Consider the following 20,007-nt stretch of genomic DNA (forward strand, 5'->3'; position numbering starts at 1 on the left):
GCCCGCGCCCGGTCACCGGGTCGGATTTCCCTCTGTCGCGCGTTCTCCGCATCTTCATAGGCTGCGGGCCTGATGTCGTGTCGTGGAGAGACCGCCGGAGGCCGTGCGATGGGCGACGACCCCGACGATCTCGCCCGGCGCAGCCCGCTGGCGCTGGTCTACTACTACCTGATCGCGCTCGGCGGCACCGTCGCCAACGTGATCCAGGTGGCCAGCACCGGTGATCTGACACGGGAGGGCCTGACCATCCTCGCGGTGCTGGTCGCGGCGAGTGTGCTGCCGGCGGCGTACCAGGTGGGACGCAAGCACGAGCGGGCCGCCGCGGAACCGGCCGCCGTCGTGGAGAGACCGCCGGTGGCCGAGCTGGTCGACACGAACACCGCGCTGGAGACCACCCTGGCCGGGTACCGCCCGTACTGGGACGACCTGACGATCGTCTTCGACCTGGGGGAGCGGCCCGGCGACGACCGGGTCGAGGAGTTCCACGCGGTCACGCCGGTGCTGGGCCCGAACGTCTACTGGGGGCATTTCGAGGCGGCCAGCCGCGGTCCCACCCACGACCTGGACTGGGATTCGGTGGGTCTGCGCGTCGAGCGCACCCCGAAGCACCGCAGCGAACCGGAGCAGGCCGGTTTCATCCGCCTGCGCAGCCGGCTGCCCCGGGCGCTGGTCCTGTTCGCCCCGCCCAGCGACCGGGTCGAATGGTCGGCCCGGTACGTCTCGCGCGGCTACTGGGATCCGTTGCGCCGGGACCGGCACCAGAAGTTCTCCTGGATTCCGCCCGCGGTCGGCCTGGACGAGGAGTCCGGCCGGCGCAGCCCGGTCCGGTCGGTGACGTTCGTGTTCGGTGTCCCGCCGCAGCTGGGCACTCTGGCCGACCCCGGGTTCGTGCCGCCCGGGGTCACCTTCAGCAAGGACCGGTCCGGCCGGCACCGGTACACCGTCACCGCGGTGGGTGAGTTGCCCGGTGCGGGGCCGGCCGCCGACCCGATCAGCTGGTACCTCGAACTCGTCCGGCCGGGAGGCGCGTCGTGAAGCGGTGGCTGCCGGAGTTCGGCCCGGGCGCGTTCCGGTTCGCGGTGGCCGGCCTCGCGTGTGCGAACGCGATCCTCGCGGTCAGTGTCGACGGCACGCTGCGGCGTGGGCTGGCCGCCGGGGTGGCGCTGCTCTGCGTGGCCGCGGCGGTGCTGCTGCACCGGGGGGTGCCGCGGCCCCGGGTCCGGCTGCGCCGGCCCGTCTCCGACGACCGGGACGGTTTCACCGAGGACCTGGACCTGACGGTGTGGGTGGGGGCGCGGCCGGAGGACGACCGGGTGCTGGAGAAACGGTCCACGTTCTCGGCGCGTTCGTTGCGGCGGAGGGCACTGACACTGATCTCGGCCTATGCCGGTTCGGACACCCAGAATCCGCCGGTGACCCCGGAGATCGCCGTGAAGGGTCCGACCGTGGCGTCCTGGGAACCGTCCGGGAGCACGGGTCGCGGGGTGGTGTCGTTCGTTCCGCCGCCGCGCCCCGGGGAATTGCGGTGGTCGTTGTCCTACACGATTCCGCACGGGCTCTGGAATCCGTTACGCGCCAGTGGTGTCGACGTGTTCCGTTACGACCTGCGCGACATCCGCATCCGGCGCCTGACAGTGCGTTTCGTGTTTCATTCCGGTGCCCGGGCGGTCACTGTCCAGGAGCGCAATCGCCGGGGTACGCAGAGCGCCGAGTTGAGCGCCGACCGCGTCCGGACGGTGGTCTGGATTTCCGCGGAGCCCGCCACGGAGGCCCGCTACGAATGGGATATCCGCGTGGCCTGGCGTTCCACGGACTAGGCTGATAATCGAATCAGAGGGCGCCCCGGCCCGGGAGGCACGAACCGTGACGCCCGTGAACTCGGGAGGCGAGAAATGCTGACGAACAAGGGCGGCGAAGGCTCAGCGGGCTGACCGCCGTCTCACGAGAAAAGCAGGTCGAGTTGCGTTTCCAGCGCGGCTTTGGCCTGGTCCGGACTGTACTGCCCACCGAGCAGATACAGCCCCAGTCCTTCCATGATCGCCAGAAGTCCCGCCGCTGAGTTCATGGCGGCGGGACCGGGCAGCAGACCGGCGACGAACCCGAGCATCCGGTCGGTGTCGTCACGCAGCGCCACGGCGGCGTCCGGGCGCACCGCGGTGTAGGCGAGGAACGCCAGCGCCACCCGCCCGTCGGCCGCGCTCTCCTCGTCCAGCGGCAGGATCGCCGTGATGATCGCCCGCAGCATCTCCCGCGGTCCCGGCTGCGGCCCGAGCGCCGCCACCGCCGCGCCGACCCGTTCCTGGCTGCGCTCGCGCATCGTGGCAAGCGCGAACGTCATCATCTCGTCCTTGTCGCGGAAGTAGTGCTGCACCATCCCGGCGGACACGCCGGCCTCCGCGGCGACGTGCCGCAGGCTGACCGCTTCCAGGCCGCGTTCGGCGGCGACCCGGCGCAGCGCGTCGGCGATCAGGGTGCGGCGGCTGCCGCGGTCCACCTTCTTGGGCATGGCTGCGATGGTGTCACAGAGCAATGCACCTAGCCTCCTAGGACGCGGTAGAGGCTGTGCGGTGCCGCCCAGTGAGCCACTGACGGCAAACTGCTCAGGATTGAAATCGTGTCTCGGGTACGGCCGAAGTCCGTCCCGTGTACTGACCAGTAAGGTTCGGCCGTCAGCCATGCAGGGAAACCGACCACGGCTCCCGGCGCCGACCCGCCAGACACGTTTCGTCATCAGGGTCCGAAGCCCGTCCGCGTGTTGATTTCGGGCGCGCTGGACGCCCAAAGTCACCACACCCATGGGGCTGTGTTGTTTTCGGGCGTCCAGCGCGCCCAAAGTCACCACACCGGCTCGGGTGTGTTGTTTTCGGGCGTGCTGGGCGCCCAAAGTCACCACACCGGCTCGGGTGTGTTGTTTTCGGGCGTGCTGGGCGCCCGAAGTCACCACACCGGTGGTGGGTGTGTTGATTACGGGCGGGCTGGACGCCCGAAGTCACCACGCGGAACCCGACCATGAAACGTGTCCAGGCCGGCCGCGATGAAGCCCGCGGCCCCGTCAGTGAAGCGACCCGCTCAGCGACCCGTGACGTCAGTCGTCAGCGATGTCGTCGTCGATCCGGATCGTCATGCTGCCGCCCTTGAGCGCCTCGTAGGCGGTGTCGTCGTGGGTCAGGATGTCGATGCCGTACTCCACCGCGGCGATCGCGGCCAGCGCCCGTTCGTAGTCGCCGAGCAGCGCGCGCAGGGTCGTCACGGCCCGCCAGTCGGCCGGGTCGTCGGTGAAGACGAGGACGCTGGGGTGCGCGATGAGCACCTCGATCGCGTCGAGACGGTCCGGTGTCAGGGTGGCCGCGGCGGACAGGCACGGCAGCGGCACCAGCACGGCGCCGTGTTCCTCGTCGATCTCGATGAGGAGTTCGCCGACGGTGAGGGAGCCCTGGGCGTACGCGGAGACCGCCGAGGTGTCGAGCACGAGCAGGGGGACGCGGCCGTGCAGAGGGTCGTCGCTCACGCGGCCTCGAGGCGGGCGCGCAGCGCGGCCCGGGCTTGCGGGTCGCGGGCGGCGCGGGCGGCGTCGATGCGCTGCCGGGCGCGGGCGAGGCCGCCGGGCCGGACGGTGATGCCACGTTCGGCGAGCACCTCGCGGAGCGGCCGTTCGGCGGTGGGCTGAGTCATGCCGCCCAGGATACGGCGCGTACGGGAGCGGTAACCAGCCCGTTCTTCGCCGGGCATCGTCGCGGGCGTCGGTGAGGCGACCGACAGGTCACCGTGGTCGGCGTCGAGGGCCCTGCCGGCGTCTGATCGTTTCGTCCTGGGCCCTGGTGTGCCGTGGTCCTTGTTGCTCATTCGCCGGAGGGGGCGGTGACGGGGATCTCGGCGCTGCGGAGGGCGGCCCATCCGATCAGTGCGGCGCACAGCGCGGTGAGGGTCAGGGTGGCGGTGGTGACGGCGTTCTCGAACGTGTGGATGCCGGCGGCGGTGGCGCCGACGGTGATCAGGGTGCCGCCGAGGGCGGCGGCGACGATCGTGCCGGTGACGGCTGTGCCGACGCTGCCGGCGACCTCCTGGCTGGTGTCGCTCATGGCGGCGCCGATCGAGGTCTGGTCCTCCGGCAGGCCGCGCATGACGGTGACGCCGGCGATGGTGGCGACGATGCGCATGCCGGCGGCGGTCAGCGCCAGGGCGATCGCGATCCACACGTAGCCCTGCCGGCCGAGGAGGCCGTAGATGAGCATGCCGGTCAGGAACGACGAGGCGCCGAGGATGCCGGCGCGGTGGGTGCCGAGTGTGTCGACGATCTTCTCGACGAACGGGCCGATGGCGAGCATCACGACGACCTGGGGGAGGTTGCCGAGTGCGGCCTGTGCGGGGGACCAGCCCCAGACGAGTTGCAATTGCAGGGTGACGGTGAAGGCGATGACGGCCGTGCCGAGGCCGAGTGCCGCCTCGTACGCCAGGCTGGCGGCGACGGCGGGGCGCTTGAGCAGGACGAAGTCGAACATCGGGTGGGTGGTGCTGCGCTCGCGGACGACGAAGGCGACGGCGGCGAGGACGGTGCCGGCGGCGGCCGTCCAGGGGGTGGGCGTGTTCCAGCCGTCCTCGACGGCGAGGGTGGCGGTCCACAGGGTGAGGATGAGTGTGGCGGTGCCGAGCAGGGCGCCGGGCAGGTCGAGCGGGGTGGTGTTGCGCTTGGCCGGGTCGTCGGCGGGGATGCCGAAGCGGATGCAGCCGATGGCGAGCAGGGCGATCGGCACGTTCATCACGAGCAGGGTCTGCCAGGGCAGGATCTGCAGGATCAGGCCGCCGACGGTCGGGCCGATCGCCATGCCGACCAGGCCGACGGTGACGATCAGGGAGGTCGCCCGCATCAGCAGGTTCTCCTGGTCGAACAGGCGGAAGCAGAGTGCCATGGTGCCGGGCGCGGTCATCGCGGCGGTGATGCCGATCGCGGCGCGGACCGCGATCAGCTGGTTCGGTGTGTGTACGAACAGTACGGCGAGGTTCGCCAGGGCGAACAGGCTCAGGCCGATCAGCATCATTCTGCGGGTGCCGTACCGGTCGGCGATCGCGCCGAACGCGATCATCAGGCCGCCGAACAGCAGTGAGTAGCCCGAGGTGATCCATTGCAGGGCCGAGGTGGAGGCTTTGAGTTCCTGGGCGATGGTGGGCAGGGCCACGTTGAGGACGGAGTTGTCGAGCATCTCCACCAGGAAGACCACCGACAGGCCGAGGATCGCGGGCCAGACGGCCCGCAGGGAGCCTGCGTGCGGTTTCCCGGGGACTTCCTCGATCACGGCGACGTTCATGAACCCCTCCTCTGGAATGACGTTCCAATGCTTGACCGAGTATGGAATGCCATTCCAAGATGTGTCAAGATAGGGGTATGCCGCCGAAGAGCCGAACCCGTCGCACCGATGCCCTGTCCCGCGAGGTCGTCGTGCGGGCCGCCGTCGAGCTTCTCGACGAGCACGGCGAGCGGGGTCTGACGTTCAAGCTGCTCACCGAGAGGCTGCAGACCGGGGCCGGGGCGGTGTACTGGCACGTGGCCAACAAGGACGAGCTGGTCCTGATGGCCGCCGACCATGTGATCGGCGCCGCCCTGGCCGCGCTGAGCCCTGAGCCGGACGGCGACGCGGAGGCCCGGATGCGGGCGCTCGCGCTGGCCGTCTACGACACCCTGGACCAGCACGGCTGGGCGGCGCCGCACGTCATCGCGGTCCACACCATGCCGCACACCATGGGTCTACTGGAACGCATCGGTGGTCTCCTCGCCGAGACCAGGCTGCCCGCCGGGCGGCACTTCACGGTCGCCACGGCGATCCTCATCTACCTGACCAGTGTCACCGCGCAGGACGCCGGGCGGGCGTCGGCGGTCGAGCCGGGCGTCAGCCGCGACGGTGTGCTCGAGCACGAGGCGCGGCAGTGGGCGGCGCTGGACCCGCGGGCGTTCCCGTTCGTGACCCGGATCGCCGCCGACCTGGCTCGACACGACGACCGGGAGCAGTTCCTCACCGGCCTCGACCTGCTACTCGACGGCCTACGGGCGCAGGTGGCCGCGGAGCACGACAGCTGATTGAGAAGCCGGCGCGGTCGGGGGAGGGCCTCAGGTCAGGTCAGGTCGGCGCGGGCGCAGGCGGTGACGTAGGGCAGGGCGTGGGTGCTGCGGCCGAGCAGTGCCGGGTGGGTCGCGATCAGTTGGCGGACCTGGGCGAGCACGGCGGCGCGTTCGTCGGCGGGCAGCAGGATGATGCCGCTGCGGGAGGCGACCATGTCGAGCATCTCGTCGGCCTCGAGGTGGTGGGCCCAGGTGAAGGATTGCTCGGTGACGTCGCCGAAGGGCGGGCCGATGCGGCTGTCGCGGTTCATCTCGGCGCTGCCGATGATCTCGCCGAGGCGGGCGACCCAGTCGGTACGTTCGTCGCGGAGGTTCCAGATCAGGCCGAGGCGGCCGCCGGGGGTGAGGACGCGGGCGATTTCGGGGAGGGCCCGGGCGGCGTCGACCCAGTGCCAGGCCTGGGCGACGAGGACGACGTCGACGTGTGCGTCGGGCAGGGGGATGGTCTCGGCGCTGCCGACGTGGGCGGGGACGTCGGGCAGGACGCGGGTGAGTTCGCCGAGCATGCCGGGGGAGGGGTCGACGGCGACGACGTCGAGGCCGCGGGCGCGGATCTGGCGGGTGAGTTTGCCGGTGCCGGCGCCGAGGTCGAGGACCCGCGGTTCGCCGGCGGGCAGGAGCCAGGTCAGGGCCTCTTCGGGGTACGGGGGCCGGCCGCGCTCGTAGGCTCCGGCGGCGGCGCCGAACGATGCGGCGTGGTCGGACGGTCCGGGGGTGACGGGTAGCTCCATGATCACGATCCTAGACCCTATTGTCCTAGGATGCTCTAGGCGCTGTGTCCGGCGTCGCCGACAAGTCGGGTGGTTTCAAAAGGAAGCCCTGCGGGCATCACATCCCCGGAAGACAAAAACGATGAGATACGGCTGAACCGGACACGTTCCGGCACGACCGAGGAGGAGTTCGACGATGAGCATCACCGACAAGGTCAAGAACAAGGCCGACGAGCTGGCCGGCAAGGCGAAGCAGGGCATCGGCGAGGCGACCGGCAACGACCGGATGGTCGTCGAGGGCCAGGCACAGGAGACCGCGGCGCACGCCCGTCAGGCGGGCGAGCACGTGAAGGACGCCGGCCGCGACGTCCGCGACGCCTTCAGCTGACCCACGCGTACACGAGAATGCCCCGGCCGTCACCGGCCGGGGCATTCTCGTGTACAGAGCTCAGGCGACGGTCAGCGTCGTCGCCTGCTGCTTGCGCCACCAGTCCTGGCCGGCCCGGGGCAGGGTGTCGATCGGGTCGTAGTAGGCGTGCAGTTTGGTGAGGGCGTCGCCGTCCGCGGCCTCGATCGAGGTGCGGTAGTTCTTCGTCCAGTACGAGATGCCGTGTTCCCGGTCGTACTCGGCGACCATGTGCACCCACCGTTTGCCGACGAAGGGGACGTCGCAGACGATGCGCGGTGTCGCGTACCCCGGCAGGTAGCCCATCATGTCGTGCTGCAGTTGCTGGGCGTGCCAGACGGGCACCCGCCAGTGCTCGGCGTTGGGGATCATGTCGCACATGTAGAAGTAGTACGGCAGGATCCCGGACTCGCCCTGCAGGGCGAAGCACAGGTCGAGCAGGTCCTCGGTGGTGGCGTTGACGCCGCGCATGAGCACGCCCTGGTTGCGGACGTCGCGGACGCCGACCTCGAGCAGGGTGCGGACGGCTTTCGCGACCAGGGGGGTCAGCGAGTTCACGTGGTTGACGTGGGTGTGCACGGCGAGGTTGACGCCGCGGCGTTCGGCGGTGACGGCGACGCGGTGCATGCCCTCGACGACGTCGTCCTGCAGCCAGTGCTGGGGGAGTCCCATCAGGGCTTTGGTGGCGAGGCGGATGTCGCGGACGGTCGGGACGGCGAGCAGGCCCATGAGGTATTGCTCGAGTTGTCTCCAGGGGACGTTGGCGACGTCGCCGCCGGAGACGACCACGTCGCGTACCCCGGGATGGTCTTTCAGGTATTGCATGTGGGCGGCGTAGCGGTCGACGGGTTTGAGGGTGAGGCGCAGTTTGTCGACGGTGGGGGTGCTGTTGCCGACCAGGTCCATGCGGGTGCAGTGCCCGCAGTACTGCGGGCAGGTGGAGAGCAGTTCGGCGAGGACCTTGGTGGGGTAGCGGTGGGTGAGGCCCTCGGCGACCCACATGTCGTGTTCGTGGAGGCTGTCGCGGGCGGCGTGCGGGTGTGACGGCCAGTCGAGGTGGCGGTCGGTGGCGACCGGGAGCATGTAGCGGCGGATCGGGTCGGCGTAGAACGCGGCCGTGTCCGGGGCCCGGTCGGCGACCATGGTGTTGAGCATCTGCGGCGGGATCAGCATCGACATGGTGGCCAGGCGTTGCTGGTCGGTCTCGAGGTCGGCGTAGAAGGTGTCGTCGACGAGGTCGCCGAGGACGGCGCGCAGTTGTCTGACGTTCTTGACGCAGTTGACGCGTTGCCATTGGGCGGAGTGCCACTGGGCGGTGGTGACGGTGCGCCAGCCGGGGAACCGGGTCCAGTCCGGCTCGATCAGCTCGCGCCGGCGGTATTCGTAGGGCTGCACCGGTACCTCCCCGTGGTGGGCTGGCGGATCCGATCAACGTACTGGAGAATCTGCGGTCTGGTAAGCATGTTGACGGAGGATTTACGGTGTAGCAGCGTCTGGGCACGATTGTTTAACGTCGGGAGGGGTGTTGCGCGTGGTTTCGGTGGGTCTGGGGCGGGTGCTGGAGCCGGCCGGTGTGCTGCCGCAGGCGGCGTGGCGTCTGGACGCGTCGCCGGTGATCGGGCCGGACGAGGTGCGCATCCGGGTGCGGCGGCTCAATCTCGACGCCGCCAGCTATCGGCAGCTGGCGGGCAAGCATGAGGGTGACGGGGCGGCGATCCGGGCCGAGGTGCTGGAGATCGTGCGGTCGCGGGGCAAGATGCACAACCCGGTGACGGGTTCGGGCGGCATGTTGATCGGTGTGGTGGAGGAGGTCGGGCGAGAGTCGCCGCTGCCGGTGAAGGTGGGGGACCGGGTGGCGACGCTGGTGTCGCTGACGCTGACCCCGTTGCTGATCACCGACGGGTTGCGGGACTGGGACGGGCTGGGTGAGCAGGTGCCGGCGGACGGCACGGCGATCCTGTTCGGCCGGTCGATCGTCGGGGTGCTGCCCGACGACCTGTCGCCGGAGCTCGCCCTGGCCGTCTACGACGTGTGTGGTGCGCCGGCGCTGACCGACCGGGTCGTCCGCGGCTGTCCGGGCGCGCCGACCGTGGCGGTGTTCGGTGGTGCGGGCAAGAGCGGTTCGCTGACCCTGGCCGCGGCGCGGCTGGCCGGTGCGCGCACGGTCGGGATCGTGCCGACCGAGGCGGAGGCGGCGACGTTACGGGCCGCGGGTCTGGCCGATGCGGTGGCGGTCGCGGATGCGCGGAACCCGGTGGCGGTCGCCGGGGCGGTGGCGGGGGCGCTGGGGGGTCCGGCGACGATCACGGTGGTGTGTGTGGATGTGCCGGGTTGTGAGCACGGGGCGATCCTGTCGACCGCGCCGGGCGGGACAGTGATCTTCTTCTCGATGGCGACGAGTTTCCCGGCGGCGGCGCTGGGGGCCGAGGGCCTGGCTGCGGACGTGACGATGCTGGTCGGCAATGGGTATGTGCCCGGTCACGCGGAGTTCGCGGTGGGGTTGGTGCGTGCGGTGCCCGCGGTGCGTGCGTTGTTCGAGGCGCGGATTTCGGCAGACTGACGGTCATGACACACATTCCCCCCGTGAAGCGGGAACGCGTCCGCTACGTCAACGGCCGGTTCTACTCGGCTGCCGAGCCGCGGGCGACCGCGATGGTGACCGACGGTGGTGCGATCGAGTGGCTGGGCGCGTCGGCGGAGGCGCCGGTGGCGGACCGGACGGTGGATCTGGACGGTGCGCTGGTGACGCCGGCGTTCGTGGACGCGCATCTGCATGCGACGGACACCGGTCTGGCGCTGGACGGTCTGGATCTGTCCGGGGTGCGGTCGGCGGCGGCGTTGCTGGAGGCGGTGGCCGGGTTCGCGGCGTCGCGTCCGGCGGATGCGGTGGTGCACGGGCACGGCTGGGACGAGTCGACGTGGGCGGTGCAGACGCCGCCGTCGGCGCGGGAGCTGGACCGGGCGGCGGCGGGCCGGCGGGTGTACCTGTCGCAGGCGTCGGTGCATTCGGCTCTGGTGTCGGCGTCGTTGTTGCCGGTGGCGCGGGGTGTGGAGGGTTTCGACGAGTCGGGTTGGGTGCGGGAGCAGGCGCATCATGCGGTGCGGGAGGTGGCGCTCGGTGCGTTGACTCCCGCGCAGCGGACCGCGGCGCAGACGTCGGCTCTGCGGCGGGCGGCGCAGCTGGGGATCGCGGCGGTGCACGAGTGTGGTGGGCCGGGGACGTCGAGCGAGGACGATCTCCTGTCGGTGCTGCGGTTGTCGGAGCAGGGCCTGCCGCAGGTGTTCGGCTACTGGGGTGAGCTCGGTGGTGCGCGGCGGGCGCGGGAGTTGGGCGCGCGGGGTGCGGCCGGTGATCTTTATGCGGATGGTGCGCTGGGGTCGCGGACGGCGTCGGTGCGGTCGCCGTATGCCGATGGTGAGCATGGGTGTGGTGAGGCGTTCGTGACTGCGGAGCAGGCGGCGGAGCATCTGCTCGACTGTGTGCGGGTCGGTGTCCAGGGCGGTTTCCATGCGATCGGGGATGCGGCGATCGCGGCGGTGCTGGAGGGTTTCGCGCTGGCGGCGAAGCAGGTCGGGGTGGAGACGTTGCGGGAGGGGCATCACCGGATCGAGCACGTCGAGCTGATCGACAAGGCGATGATCGCGAGGATGGTGGAGTTCGGGGTGATCGCGTCGGTGCAGCCGGTGTTCGATGCCCTGTGGGGTGGCCCGGACCGGATGTACGCGCAGCGTCTCGGGGTGGAGCGGGCGTTGGCGACGAATCCGATCGGTGCGTTGCACGCGACCGGGGTGGCTCTGGCGTTCGGGTCGGATTCGCCGGTGACGGCGCTGGATCCGTGGGCGGTGGTGGTGGCTGCTGCGGCGCCGCGTAATCCGCGGTTCCGGATGAGTGTGCGGGCGGCGTTCGCGGCGTCGAGCCGGGGTGGCTGGCGGGCGGCGGGCGTGTCGGAGCGGGTGGGTGTGCTGGCGCCGGGGCATGCGGCGACGTTCGCGGTGTGGGACACGCCGTCGGGGTTGGCGCAGGGACTTCCGGCGCTGTTGCCGGATATCGACGGGGTGGTGCCGGGCCGGCCGGTGTGCCGGCGCACGGTGCTGCACGGCGAGACGATCTTCGAGTTGTAGGGGAGGGCTTCGCCGGTGGCCGGGAAGCTGGATCTGGATCCGCGGGTGGTGGCCCGGGCGCGTGCTCTGGCCGCCCGGGCCGGGCAGCCTGTGGTGGACGTGGCGCGGTCGCACACCACGGTGTCGGTGGAGCGTGCGGTGTTGCGGCTGGCGGGGGTGCACGGTGCCGACCCGGAGGGGATTCCGTGGGTGAACCGTCTGGTGGACGCGGTCCGGGCGGATGTCGGTCTGGGGCACGGGGTGGCGGTTCCGGTGCTGCATGCGGCGGCGTCGACGGGCGTGGACGATCTGACGGTGCTCGCGCAGAAGGCGGCCGCGGGTGCGGTGCGTTTCGGCGTACCCGGGAGGAAGGGTGAGAGGGATGCGGCCCGGCGCCGGGCGAGGCGTCTGGTCGGGGCGGGTCTGAAGATCGTGGACCGGCGCCGGGCCGAACGGGATCGGCTGATCAGACGGTACGGGGATCCGAAGCAGCGGCCGTGGATCTACCTGATCGTGGCGACGGGGGACATCTACGAGGACATTCCGCAGGCGCAGGCGGCGGCGCGGGCGGGCGCGGATGTGATCGCGGTGATCCGGTCGACGGGGCAGTCGTTGCTGGACTATGTGCCGGAGGGGGCGACCCGGGAGGGTTTCGCCGGGACGTATGCGACGCAGGAGAACTTCCGGTTGATGCGGGCGGCGCTGGATGTGACGTCGAAGGAGCTGGGCCGGTATGTGCGGTTGACGAATTACGCGTCGGGGTTGTGCATGCCGGAGATGGCGGTGCTGGCGGGCATGGAGCGTCTGGACATGATGCTCAACGATTCGATGTACGGGATTCTGTTCCGTGACATCAATCCGGTGCGGACGTTCGTGGATCAGCGGTTCTCGCGGCAGGTGCACGCCCGGGCGGGGATCATCATCAACACCGGTGAGGACAATTATCTGACCACGGCGGATGCGGTGGACGCGGCGCACACGGTGACGGTGTCGCAGTTGCTCAACGAGTTCTTCGCGCATGAGGCGGGGCTGGCGGACTGGCAGCTGGGGTTGGGGCACGCGTTCGAGATCAATCCGGATGTACCGGAGTCGTTCCGGCTGGAGCTGGCGCATGCGCTGCTGGCGCGGGAGTTGTTCCCGGATGCGCCGTTGAAGTGGATGCCGCCGACCAAGCACATGACCGGGGATGTGTTCCGGGGGAATCTGCTGGACGGGTTCTTCAACCTGGCGGGTGCGCTGACCGGGCAGGGGATCCTGCTGGTGGGGATGATGACGGAGGCGGTGGTGACGCCGTGGCTGTCGGACCGGGACGTGGCGTTGCAGAACGTGAGGTACGTGTTGAACGGTGCGGGGAACCTGCACGAGGATTTCACGCCGGGGGCGTTCATCCGGGGCCGGGCGGATCAGGTGCTGCACGAGGCGATCGATCTGCTGGAGCGGATCGTGGACGACACGTTGATGGCGGCGATCGCGGACGGCACGTTCGGTCTGATGAAACGGCCGGCGGACCGGGGCAAGGGCCTGGACGGTGTGGCGGCGCACGAGGACGACTACTTCAACCCGGTGGTGGATGAGCTGTGATCATTCGTCCGTACGGAGACACCACCGGGGACGGGATGGTGCAGGTCTCCTTCACGTTGCCGATTGCGCACGACAAGCGGGCCGAGGGTGCGGCGGTGCAGCTGGCGAACAAGATGGGCATGGATCCGGCGATGCTGGTGCATGCGAAACCGATGGGTGAGGGTTTCACGTTCTTCGTGGTGTACGGGAAGGTCGCGCATCTGGTCGACACCGAGCAGGTGCAGGTGGTCGAGCGTGATTTCCCGTTGCTGAGCGCGAAGGAGGTCAATGCGGCGATCAAGCGGCGGTTGCGGCGGCGGCTGAACGTGGTCGGGGCGTGTATCGGTACGGATGCGCACACGGTGGGGATCGACGCGATCCTGAACCTGAAGGGCATCGCGGGGGAGAAGGGCCTGGAGTATTACGCGGAGTTGTCGGTGACGAACATGGGGGCGCAGGTGTCGGTGCCGGATCTGGTGGAGACGGCGCGGGCGTGCCGGGCGGATGCGGTGCTGGTGTCGCAGGTGGTGACGCAGCGGGATGCGCATCTGCAGAACACGCGGGCGATGGCGGCGGCGTTCCGGGAGGCGTTGCCGGCGGGGCGGCGTCCGCTGCTGATCGTGGGTGGTCCGCGGTTCGACGAGTTGATGGCCGGTGAGCTGGGGGTGGACCGGATCTTCGGGCGGGGGACGACGCCGCGTGAGGTGGCGTCGTATCTGGTGCATGCGCTGACGGGGGACAAGTCGTGATCACGGTGACGCACCGGCGGTATGTGCCGTATTCGCATGCGCATTATGCGGGGAACCTGGTGGACGGGGCGTATTCGCTGGGGTTGTTCGGGGATGTGGCCACGGAGGTGTGCATCCGCCTGGACGGGGACGAGGGGCTGTTCGCCTCGTACGACGATGTGCAGTTCAAGGCGCCGGTGCGGGCCGGGGACGTCCTCGAGGTGACGGCGACGGTCGTGTCGATGGGCACCCGGTCGCGGAGGATCGAGTTCCGGGTGCTGGTGGTGTGCCGGGGGACCGCGGGGTCGGGGGCGCAGGTGCTGGCGGAGCCGATCGTGGCGACGACGGCGGTGGGGACGGTCGTCGTGCCCGCGAAGCCGTGACGACCGCGGTCTGTGTCGACGTCGGGTCCACGTACACGAAAGCCGCCAAGATCGACTTAGACGGTGCGGAACTGATCCGCCGGACCGAAGTGCCCACCACGGCCGCCACGGACGTCCTGGAGGGTCTGGACGCCGCTGTGGACGCGGTCGGGGGCGGCGACAGTGTGCACGTCTGCTCCTCGGCCGGTGGCGGGCTGCGGCTCGCGGTCGTCGGCTACGAACGTCTCGTCACCGCGGAGGCCGGGTACCGGGTCGGGCTGTCGGCCGGGGCGCAGGTGGTGCACGTGTCCGCCGGGCCGCTGACCGGGCCGGGCGTGGCCGCGGTCCGTGCCGCCCGGCCGGACGTGATCCTGCTGGTCGGCGGCACCGACGGCGGTGACGCCGAGGTCCTGGTGCACAACGCGCGGCGGCTGGCGAACGCCCGGATCCGGCTGCCGGTCGTGGTGGCGGGCAACGCCGACGCGTCCGGCGAGGTGCTGGCGCTGCTGGGGGAGCGGGCGGTGGCGGCCGGCAACGTGCTGCCGCGGATCGGGGTGCTCGACCCGATGCCGGCGCGCGCGGCGATCCGCGACGTGTTCCTGCGGCACGTCATCGGCGGCAAACGGCTGTCGCGGGGCCGGCGGTTCGCGTCGCTGGTGCGGGCGGCGACCCCGGACGCGGTGCTGGCCGGGGTGGAGGTGCTGGCGGACGTGACCGGCGGTGGGGTGCTGGTCGTCGACGTCGGCGGGGCGACGACCGACGTGTACTCGGCGCTGGTCCCGGACGCGGAGGCGCAGACCGGGCCGCGCCGGGACGTGGCGGGGACGCTGTGGCGGTCCCGGACCGTCGAAGGGGACCTGGGGGTGGCGGTGGGGGCGGACGGCACCCGGGCGGCGGCCGCGGCCGAACGGCTGGCGGCCCCGGACGGTGATCGTGGTCTCGCGGCGGCGGCCGCGGTGGTCGCGATGCGCCGGCACGCGCGGGGCCGGGATCTGCGGGAGGTGGGCCTCGTGGTGGGGTCCGGGGGTGTCCTGCGCCACGGCGGGGGGACGCACGTGCTGGGCGCGGTGCTGGCCGACGTGGCCGGCGGGTGGGCGCCGCCGGAACGTGCCAAACTCGTCGTCGATTCCACGTACGTGCTGGCCGCGGCGGGTCTGCTGGCCGGCGGGCATCCGCAGGTTGCGGCCGGTCTGCTGGCCCGGATCGGGTGACACGCCGAGGGGTGCGACACGCCCGGAGCGGAGATCGACGGTTGACAGGATGACGGGTCCGCGACGTACCGTCGTCATCTGATTCGCGGCGAGCGGTTGCGATTCGCTCCGTTTCTCCCACCCACTGGCCAGCAGTCCTCGCTTGGGATCGCGCGTTCGAGCCAGGTCCAGGGGGCGGGAGTGCGCGGGGCGGCGCGGACCCGACCGCGCCCGAGTGGCCCTTCCGGGGGCCGATGGTGGCTGTTAGACAACGGCCCGCACGTGTGCAGCCGGCACACGGCAGGCCGGTCCGAAGGCCACCGGAGGCTGTCGGGGCCCACCGGCTGCGAGCAGGACGGGAGCACCCGAGGGGCGTGGCCGAACCGTGGCCGCGCCCCTCCGCCATGACCGTGTCGTGGCGGGTAGCCTGCCTGGCGTGGAAATGACGATGCCGCCGCCCGCTCTAGCCGGCCCGGAGCCGGATCCCGCCGCCCGTGAACCCGCGCCGCGCCCGTTGCGGTTGCCGGTCGCCGTGGTGCTGGCGGTGGCCGCGGGCGCCGCGCTGCTGCTGGCGTTGCCGCCGTACGACCTGTGGTGGCTGTCGCCCGCCGGGGTGGCGTTGCTGGCGGCGGCGGCGCACCGGCGGCGGATGCGGGCCGGGTTCGGGCTGGGCCTGCTGGCCGGGCTGGTGCTGTTCTTCCCGCTGCTGGAGTGGACGCGGATCGCCGCGGGCTGGCTGCCGTTCGTGATGCTCGGCGTGTTCCAGGCCCTCTACCTGGGCCTGCTGGGGGTGGCGAGCGCGTGGGTGTCGCCGCTGGTGGACCGGTGGCGGGCGTCGTGGCCGGTGGTGACCGGGCTGCTCTGGGTGCTGCAGGAGGCGCTGCGGGACCGGGCCCCGTTCGGTGGGTTCCCGTGGGGGCGGCTGGCGTTCAGCCAGGGTGACGCGCCGGTGCTGCGCCTGGCGGCGTACGGCGGGGCGCCGCTGGTGACGTTCGCCGTGGCGGCCGCCGGTGGGGCTCTGGTGGCGTGTGCGTGGCGCCGGTGGCGCCGCCCGAACCTGCCGGTGGTGGGCGGGTTCGCGGTGGCCGCCGGGCTGCTGACGGCCGGGCCGGCCGCGGTGCCGCTGCCGGGCGCCGGCACCGCGCCCGCGACGACGACGGTGGCGATCGTGCAGGGCAACGTGCCGCGGCTGGGCCTGGACTTCAACGCCCAGCGCCGCGCGGTCCTCGACAACCACGTCAACGGCACCCTGCAGCTGGCCGCGGAGGTCGCCGACGGCCGGCAGAAACAGCCCGGCCTGGTGGTGTGGCCGGAGAACTCCAGCGACATCGACCCGCTGCGCAACGCCGACGCGGCCGCGCAGATCCAGCGGGCCGCCGACGCGGTCAAGGCGCCGATCCTGGTCGGGACCCTGCAGCGCACCGACGTGGCGGGGGAGAACTACAACGTCGGCATCCTGTGGAACCCGGGCACCGGCCCCGACCACGCCCAGCAGTACGCGAAACGGCACCCGGTGCCGTTCGCCGAGTACATGCCGCTGCGGTCGATCGCCCGGCTGGTCAGCGACAAGGTGGACCTGGTCGCCACCATGCTGCCCGGTGACAAGCCGGGTGTCGTCGACACCGGGGCGGCGGTCCTCGGCGACGTCATCTGCTTCGAGGTGGCCTACGACGAGATCGTGCGGGACACGGTGACCGGCGGGGCGCAGATCCTCGCGGTGCAGACGAACAACGCCACGTTCAACGAGGCCGAGGCCCGCCAGCAACTGGCGATGGTGCGGCTGCGCGCGGTGGAACACGGGCGGGAGGCGCTGATGGTGTCCACCGTCGGGGTGTCCGGTTTCGTGGACGCGTCCGGGACCGTTCACGGGGCGACCGGTTTCAACACCGCCGCGGTGGTGGTCCGTGACATGGCATTGGGTGGACCGCGTACGCTGGCGACTCGTTCGGGCAATCGGCCCGAGGTGGCGATCGTCGTCCTGGCGGTTGCCGCCCTCGTCGGCGTGCTGCCTCTGCGCCGCCGGCGCACGGACATCGGCAACGGCGGCGAGAAGGTTTCGGAGGAACGGTGAGCGAGGCGGAAGGCTACCCCGGCGTGGGGCGTGCCCTCGTGATCATCCCCACGTACAACGAGGCGGACAACGTCCGGTTGATCACAGCCCGGACGCGTGCGGCCGTCCCGGACGTGGACATCCTGATCGCCGACGACAACTCCCCGGACGGCACCGGGGCCATCGCGGACGAGCTCGCCGCCGCTGACGACCACATCTACGTGCTGCACCGGGCCGGCAAGGAAGGCCTCGGCGCCGCCTACAAGGCCGGCTTCGCGTGGGCCCGGGACAAGGGCTACGACGCGGTCGTCGAGATGGACGCGGACGGCTCGCACGCCCCGGAGGAACTCCCGAAGCTGCTCGACGCCCTCGTCGACGCCGACGCGGTCCTCGGCACCCGGTACATCCCGGGGGGCAGCGTGCACAACTGGCCGCTGCACCGGCTGCTGCTGTCACGCGGCGGCAACATCTACATCCGGATGGCCCTCGGGATGCCGTTCAAGGACGCGACCGGCGGCTACCGCGTCTACCGGATCAAGGTGATCGACGCGATCGACGTCGACACCATCGCCTCCACCGGCTACTCGTTCCAGGTGGAGATGGCCTGGCGCGCCCACCGGCAGGGGTTCCGTCTCGTCGAGGTGCCGATCACGTTCACCGAACGCGAAATCGGCGTCAGCAAGATGAGCGGCAACATCTTCAAGGAGCAGCTGCTCAGGGTCACCCTGTGGGGTGTGCAGTCGCGCAAGGAGAGCCTGCTGGGCAGGTTCGGCCGTAAACCGGACTCAGCCTGATTTCAGGAAGGGGTGTCATGCTGGTCGGTAGGACGGCGACACCCCTTGGAGGGATTTCTGATGCGGCGCAGCAGGCTGGCATATCTACCACTGGCGTTCCCGGTGCTGGCCCTGATCGAGATCGTCGTGTTCCTGTCGGTGGCCGATGCCATCGGTGGCTTCTGGGCGGTGCTGATCCTGGCCGCGTCGACTCTCGGCGGGCTGGCCCTGCTGCGCCGTGAGGGCATCAAGGGCTGGCGGGCCTTCCAGGCCGCGGCCCGGGCCGGCCGGGCACCCGGCGCCGAGGTGACGCACTCGCTGATCGGGCTGCTCGGGTCGCTGCTGCTGGCCGTCCCCGGCTTCCTCACCAGCGTGGCGGGCCTGCTGTTCCTGCTCCCGCCCGGCCGGGGCCTGGCACGCCGCGGCGTGGAACGGTTCGCCGAGCGCCGCCTCGGCGGGGCGGCGGCCGGCACCATCTTCGGCCCCCGCAAGGTCGTCGTCGTGGTCGACGACGAGATCGTCGACGAGCCGGTGAACGAGACCGTGCCGCGCCGGGGACCCTCGGGTGCCATCGAAGGCGAGATCGTCCGCTGAGCGGACACTGACCGGGTTCGACGACGGGCCGCAGCGCAGCCGCTGCGGCCCGTTCACGTATGCCGCTACTGCCAGAGCGGGCCGTCGGGCAGGCCGGCGAGCAGCTCCGGCGTGCCGGGGCGGGCCTTGTCACCGTTGAACTGGTACTTGTCCATCGTCTCCGGCGAGGCGATGCGCCGTTTCGTGTTGTTGCTGACCAGGTAGAACGTCACCGTGTCCGGGACCCGCGCCAGGTAGGCGCCGCTGGTCAGCGCCGCCCGGTGGGCGATCAGATCCAGATGCAGATCCATCAGGATGTCGTCGCGGCCGCGGAACAGGTTGTCGTACGTTTCCGGGTCCGGGATCCAGCGCCGGTACCCCTCCGGGTCGACCAGGTACACCGCGCCGTCGCCGGGCAGTTGCAGGCGCCGCCCGGACAGCGACGGATGCGGCTTACCCTCCGGGGCGGTGGCCGCGGCCGGCGTGCGGCTGACGGTGCCCGGCGGGGCGGCGGTGGCGGTAGTGGTGGGCTGCAGGGCGACGGCCGCGGCGCAGCACGCGGCCGTGACGACGAGACGACGAGCGACATTCATGATCGAGCCCCCGTGAACGTCATAGCTGATGACGTCGGCCATCGTAGGCCTGTCACGGACGGGTCCGCCCCGGTAATGGGGCGCTCCGGCGGCGGGCACCCCACCGGGGGTCCGGTGGTGGGCACCTCAGGGCACTTCTGGTGGCGGGCACCTCAGGGCGCTCCGCTGGCGGGCACCGGTGCTTCGGTGGCTGTGGTGGCGGGCACGAAAAAGCCGCCCCGGATCACCGGGGCGGCTTCGCCGCGTGACGTGCCGGGACTAACGGCCCCGGCGGGTGCGGACTTCCTGGAGCCGCTCGTTGAGGATGTCCTCCAGCTCGGCGATGGAACGCCGCTCGAGGAGCATGTCCCAGTGGGTGCGCGGCGGCTTGGCCTTCTTCTGTTCGGGCTCGCTGCCGTCGACCAGCCGGGCGACGCTGCCGTCGAACTTGCACTCCCAGGTGGTGGGCACCTCGGCGTCGACGGCGAACGGCACCTCGAACTGGTGACCCTTCGCGCACAGGAACTCTCGGGTCTGACGGGGCGCCAGCTCGGTGTTACGGTCGGACTCGTAGCTGACTGCGCCAAGACGGCTGCCGCGCAGCATGCGTTCGCCCATGATGGCTTTCCCCTCGCTCGTGGTGCTGCTCTCGTTGGTGTAACGAAAGGGGCGGCCGCTGGATTCCTCTCTGCCGGGAGGGATCGTGAGTGGCCGCGGTGGTCTGTCCCCACCGCCTGTGTCAGCGGTGTTAACGCTATGAGCGTAACCGGCCACAGCCCTTACCCGGCAAACCGAACGGCCATCCGAGCGGACCTTGGTCCACTTTACGACTGTTTGACTCATGTGCGGGTGGTGCGATGTCGGTCACTC

At 70.9% G+C, this 20,007-nt stretch carries 21 protein-coding genes; 13 read left to right on the forward strand and 8 right to left on the reverse strand.

Annotation, left to right across the window (positions count from 1 at the left end; translation table 11 throughout):
* The first annotated feature begins 108 nt into the window (after window positions 1-108).
* Window positions 109-1,035, forward strand: a complete 927-nt coding sequence (locus tag QSK32_RS16190; RefSeq protein ID WP_045741794.1) for a hypothetical protein — start codon at window positions 109-111, stop codon at window positions 1,033-1,035.
* Complete coding sequence (locus tag QSK32_RS16195) at window positions 1,032-1,817, forward strand: hypothetical protein (RefSeq protein ID WP_045741795.1); 786 nt, start codon at window positions 1,032-1,034, stop codon at window positions 1,815-1,817. Before QSK32_RS16190 ends, QSK32_RS16195 begins: the two co-directional genes overlap by 4 nt.
* A gap of 122 nt (window positions 1,818-1,939) precedes the next feature.
* On the opposite strand, the gene QSK32_RS16200 is transcribed toward QSK32_RS16195, so the two are convergent.
* From QSK32_RS16200 to QSK32_RS16215, 4 genes are all read right to left on the reverse strand, one after another.
* On the reverse strand, window positions 1,940-2,506 hold the full coding sequence (locus QSK32_RS16200; RefSeq protein WP_045741796.1) for a TetR/AcrR family transcriptional regulator: 567 nt from the start codon (window positions 2,504-2,506) through the stop codon (window positions 1,940-1,942).
* Between the two features lie 579 nt (window positions 2,507-3,085).
* Entirely contained in the window at window positions 3,086-3,508 is a 423-nt protein-coding gene (locus tag QSK32_RS16205) for a hypothetical protein (RefSeq protein ID WP_157410939.1), read from the reverse strand.
* The gene (locus tag QSK32_RS16210; protein WP_157410940.1) at window positions 3,505-3,672 is read right to left on the reverse strand and encodes a hypothetical protein; all 168 of its coding nucleotides are present in this window, start codon (window positions 3,670-3,672) and stop codon (window positions 3,505-3,507) included. Before QSK32_RS16210 ends, QSK32_RS16205 begins: the two co-directional genes overlap by 4 nt.
* A gap of 167 nt (window positions 3,673-3,839) precedes the next feature.
* Window positions 3,840-5,303, reverse strand: a complete 1,464-nt coding sequence (locus QSK32_RS16215) for an MFS transporter (RefSeq protein ID WP_285472385.1) — start codon at window positions 5,301-5,303, stop codon at window positions 3,840-3,842.
* A 77-nt stretch (window positions 5,304-5,380) separates the two neighbouring features.
* Here QSK32_RS16215 and QSK32_RS16220 point away from each other — a divergent pair, with 77 nt between their 5' ends.
* Complete coding sequence (locus QSK32_RS16220) at window positions 5,381-6,070, forward strand: TetR/AcrR family transcriptional regulator (RefSeq protein ID WP_285472386.1); 690 nt, start codon at window positions 5,381-5,383, stop codon at window positions 6,068-6,070.
* Between the two features lie 35 nt (window positions 6,071-6,105).
* Here QSK32_RS16220 and QSK32_RS16225 read toward each other — a convergent pair whose 3' ends face one another.
* Window positions 6,106-6,843, reverse strand: coding sequence for a class I SAM-dependent methyltransferase (locus QSK32_RS16225; RefSeq protein ID WP_045741844.1), 738 nt, complete (start codon window positions 6,841-6,843; stop codon window positions 6,106-6,108).
* A 175-nt stretch (window positions 6,844-7,018) separates the two neighbouring features.
* On the opposite strand from QSK32_RS16225, the gene QSK32_RS16230 reads away from it, so the two are divergent.
* Window positions 7,019-7,210, forward strand: coding sequence for a CsbD family protein (locus tag QSK32_RS16230; protein ID WP_045741800.1), 192 nt, complete (start codon window positions 7,019-7,021; stop codon window positions 7,208-7,210).
* Between the two features lie 60 nt (window positions 7,211-7,270).
* Here QSK32_RS16230 and QSK32_RS16235 read toward each other — a convergent pair whose 3' ends face one another.
* Window positions 7,271-8,623, reverse strand: coding sequence for a KamA family radical SAM protein (locus QSK32_RS16235; protein ID WP_285472387.1), 1,353 nt, complete (start codon window positions 8,621-8,623; stop codon window positions 7,271-7,273).
* Window positions 8,624-8,759: 136 nt separating this feature from the next.
* Here QSK32_RS16235 and kdd point away from each other — a divergent pair, with 136 nt between their 5' ends.
* The 9 genes from kdd to QSK32_RS16280 all read left to right on the forward strand — a co-directional run bounded on the left by kdd (window position 8,760) and on the right by QSK32_RS16280 (window position 18,586).
* Window positions 8,760-9,788 (forward strand): L-erythro-3,5-diaminohexanoate dehydrogenase, encoded by a 1,029-nt coding sequence (kdd, locus tag QSK32_RS16240; protein WP_285472388.1) that lies wholly within the window; start codon window positions 8,760-8,762, stop codon window positions 9,786-9,788.
* 23 nt (window positions 9,789-9,811) lie between these two features.
* Window positions 9,812-11,350 (forward strand): amidohydrolase, encoded by a 1,539-nt coding sequence (locus tag QSK32_RS16245; RefSeq protein ID WP_502872537.1) that lies wholly within the window; start codon window positions 9,812-9,814, stop codon window positions 11,348-11,350.
* 15 nt (window positions 11,351-11,365) lie between these two features.
* Window positions 11,366-12,910, forward strand: coding sequence for a lysine 5,6-aminomutase subunit alpha (kamD, locus tag QSK32_RS16250; protein WP_045741803.1), 1,545 nt, complete (start codon window positions 11,366-11,368; stop codon window positions 12,908-12,910).
* Entirely contained in the window at window positions 12,907-13,638 is a 732-nt protein-coding gene (gene kamE, locus QSK32_RS16255; protein WP_045741804.1) for a lysine 5,6-aminomutase subunit beta, read from the forward strand. The genes kamD and kamE overlap by 4 nt, the downstream gene beginning before the upstream one ends.
* On the forward strand, window positions 13,635-14,000 hold the full coding sequence (gene kal, locus QSK32_RS16260) for a 3-aminobutyryl-CoA ammonia lyase (RefSeq protein WP_045741805.1): 366 nt from the start codon (window positions 13,635-13,637) through the stop codon (window positions 13,998-14,000). The genes kamE and kal overlap by 4 nt, the downstream gene beginning before the upstream one ends.
* Complete coding sequence (locus QSK32_RS16265) at window positions 13,997-15,190, forward strand: glutamate mutase L (RefSeq protein WP_285472389.1); 1,194 nt, start codon at window positions 13,997-13,999, stop codon at window positions 15,188-15,190. Before kal ends, QSK32_RS16265 begins: the two co-directional genes overlap by 4 nt.
* 421 nt (window positions 15,191-15,611) lie before the next feature.
* On the forward strand, window positions 15,612-17,240 hold the full coding sequence (gene lnt, locus QSK32_RS16270; RefSeq protein ID WP_502872538.1) for an apolipoprotein N-acyltransferase: 1,629 nt from the start codon (window positions 15,612-15,614) through the stop codon (window positions 17,238-17,240).
* On the forward strand, window positions 17,237-18,013 hold the full coding sequence (locus QSK32_RS16275; RefSeq protein ID WP_045741807.1) for a polyprenol monophosphomannose synthase: 777 nt from the start codon (window positions 17,237-17,239) through the stop codon (window positions 18,011-18,013). The genes lnt and QSK32_RS16275 overlap by 4 nt, the downstream gene beginning before the upstream one ends.
* 60 nt (window positions 18,014-18,073) lie before the next feature.
* A complete protein-coding gene (locus QSK32_RS16280; RefSeq protein ID WP_285472390.1) occupies window positions 18,074-18,586 on the forward strand; it encodes an FxsA family protein in 513 nt (170 codons plus the stop codon).
* A gap of 65 nt (window positions 18,587-18,651) precedes the next feature.
* On the opposite strand, the gene QSK32_RS16285 is transcribed toward QSK32_RS16280, so the two are convergent.
* Together QSK32_RS16285 and QSK32_RS16290 are read right to left on the reverse strand one after the other, a co-directional pair.
* Window positions 18,652-19,158, reverse strand: a complete 507-nt coding sequence (locus QSK32_RS16285) for a hypothetical protein (RefSeq protein WP_285472391.1) — start codon at window positions 19,156-19,158, stop codon at window positions 18,652-18,654.
* A 258-nt stretch (window positions 19,159-19,416) separates the two neighbouring features.
* On the reverse strand, window positions 19,417-19,755 hold the full coding sequence (locus QSK32_RS16290; protein WP_045741810.1) for an RNA polymerase-binding protein RbpA: 339 nt from the start codon (window positions 19,753-19,755) through the stop codon (window positions 19,417-19,419).
* Between the last annotated feature and the right edge of the window lie 252 nt (window positions 19,756-20,007).

This window comes from Actinoplanes sp. NBRC 101535 (genome assembly GCF_030269225.1).
GTDB classification, from domain to species: Bacteria; Actinomycetota; Actinomycetes; order Mycobacteriales; family Micromonosporaceae; genus Actinoplanes; species Actinoplanes rectilineatus.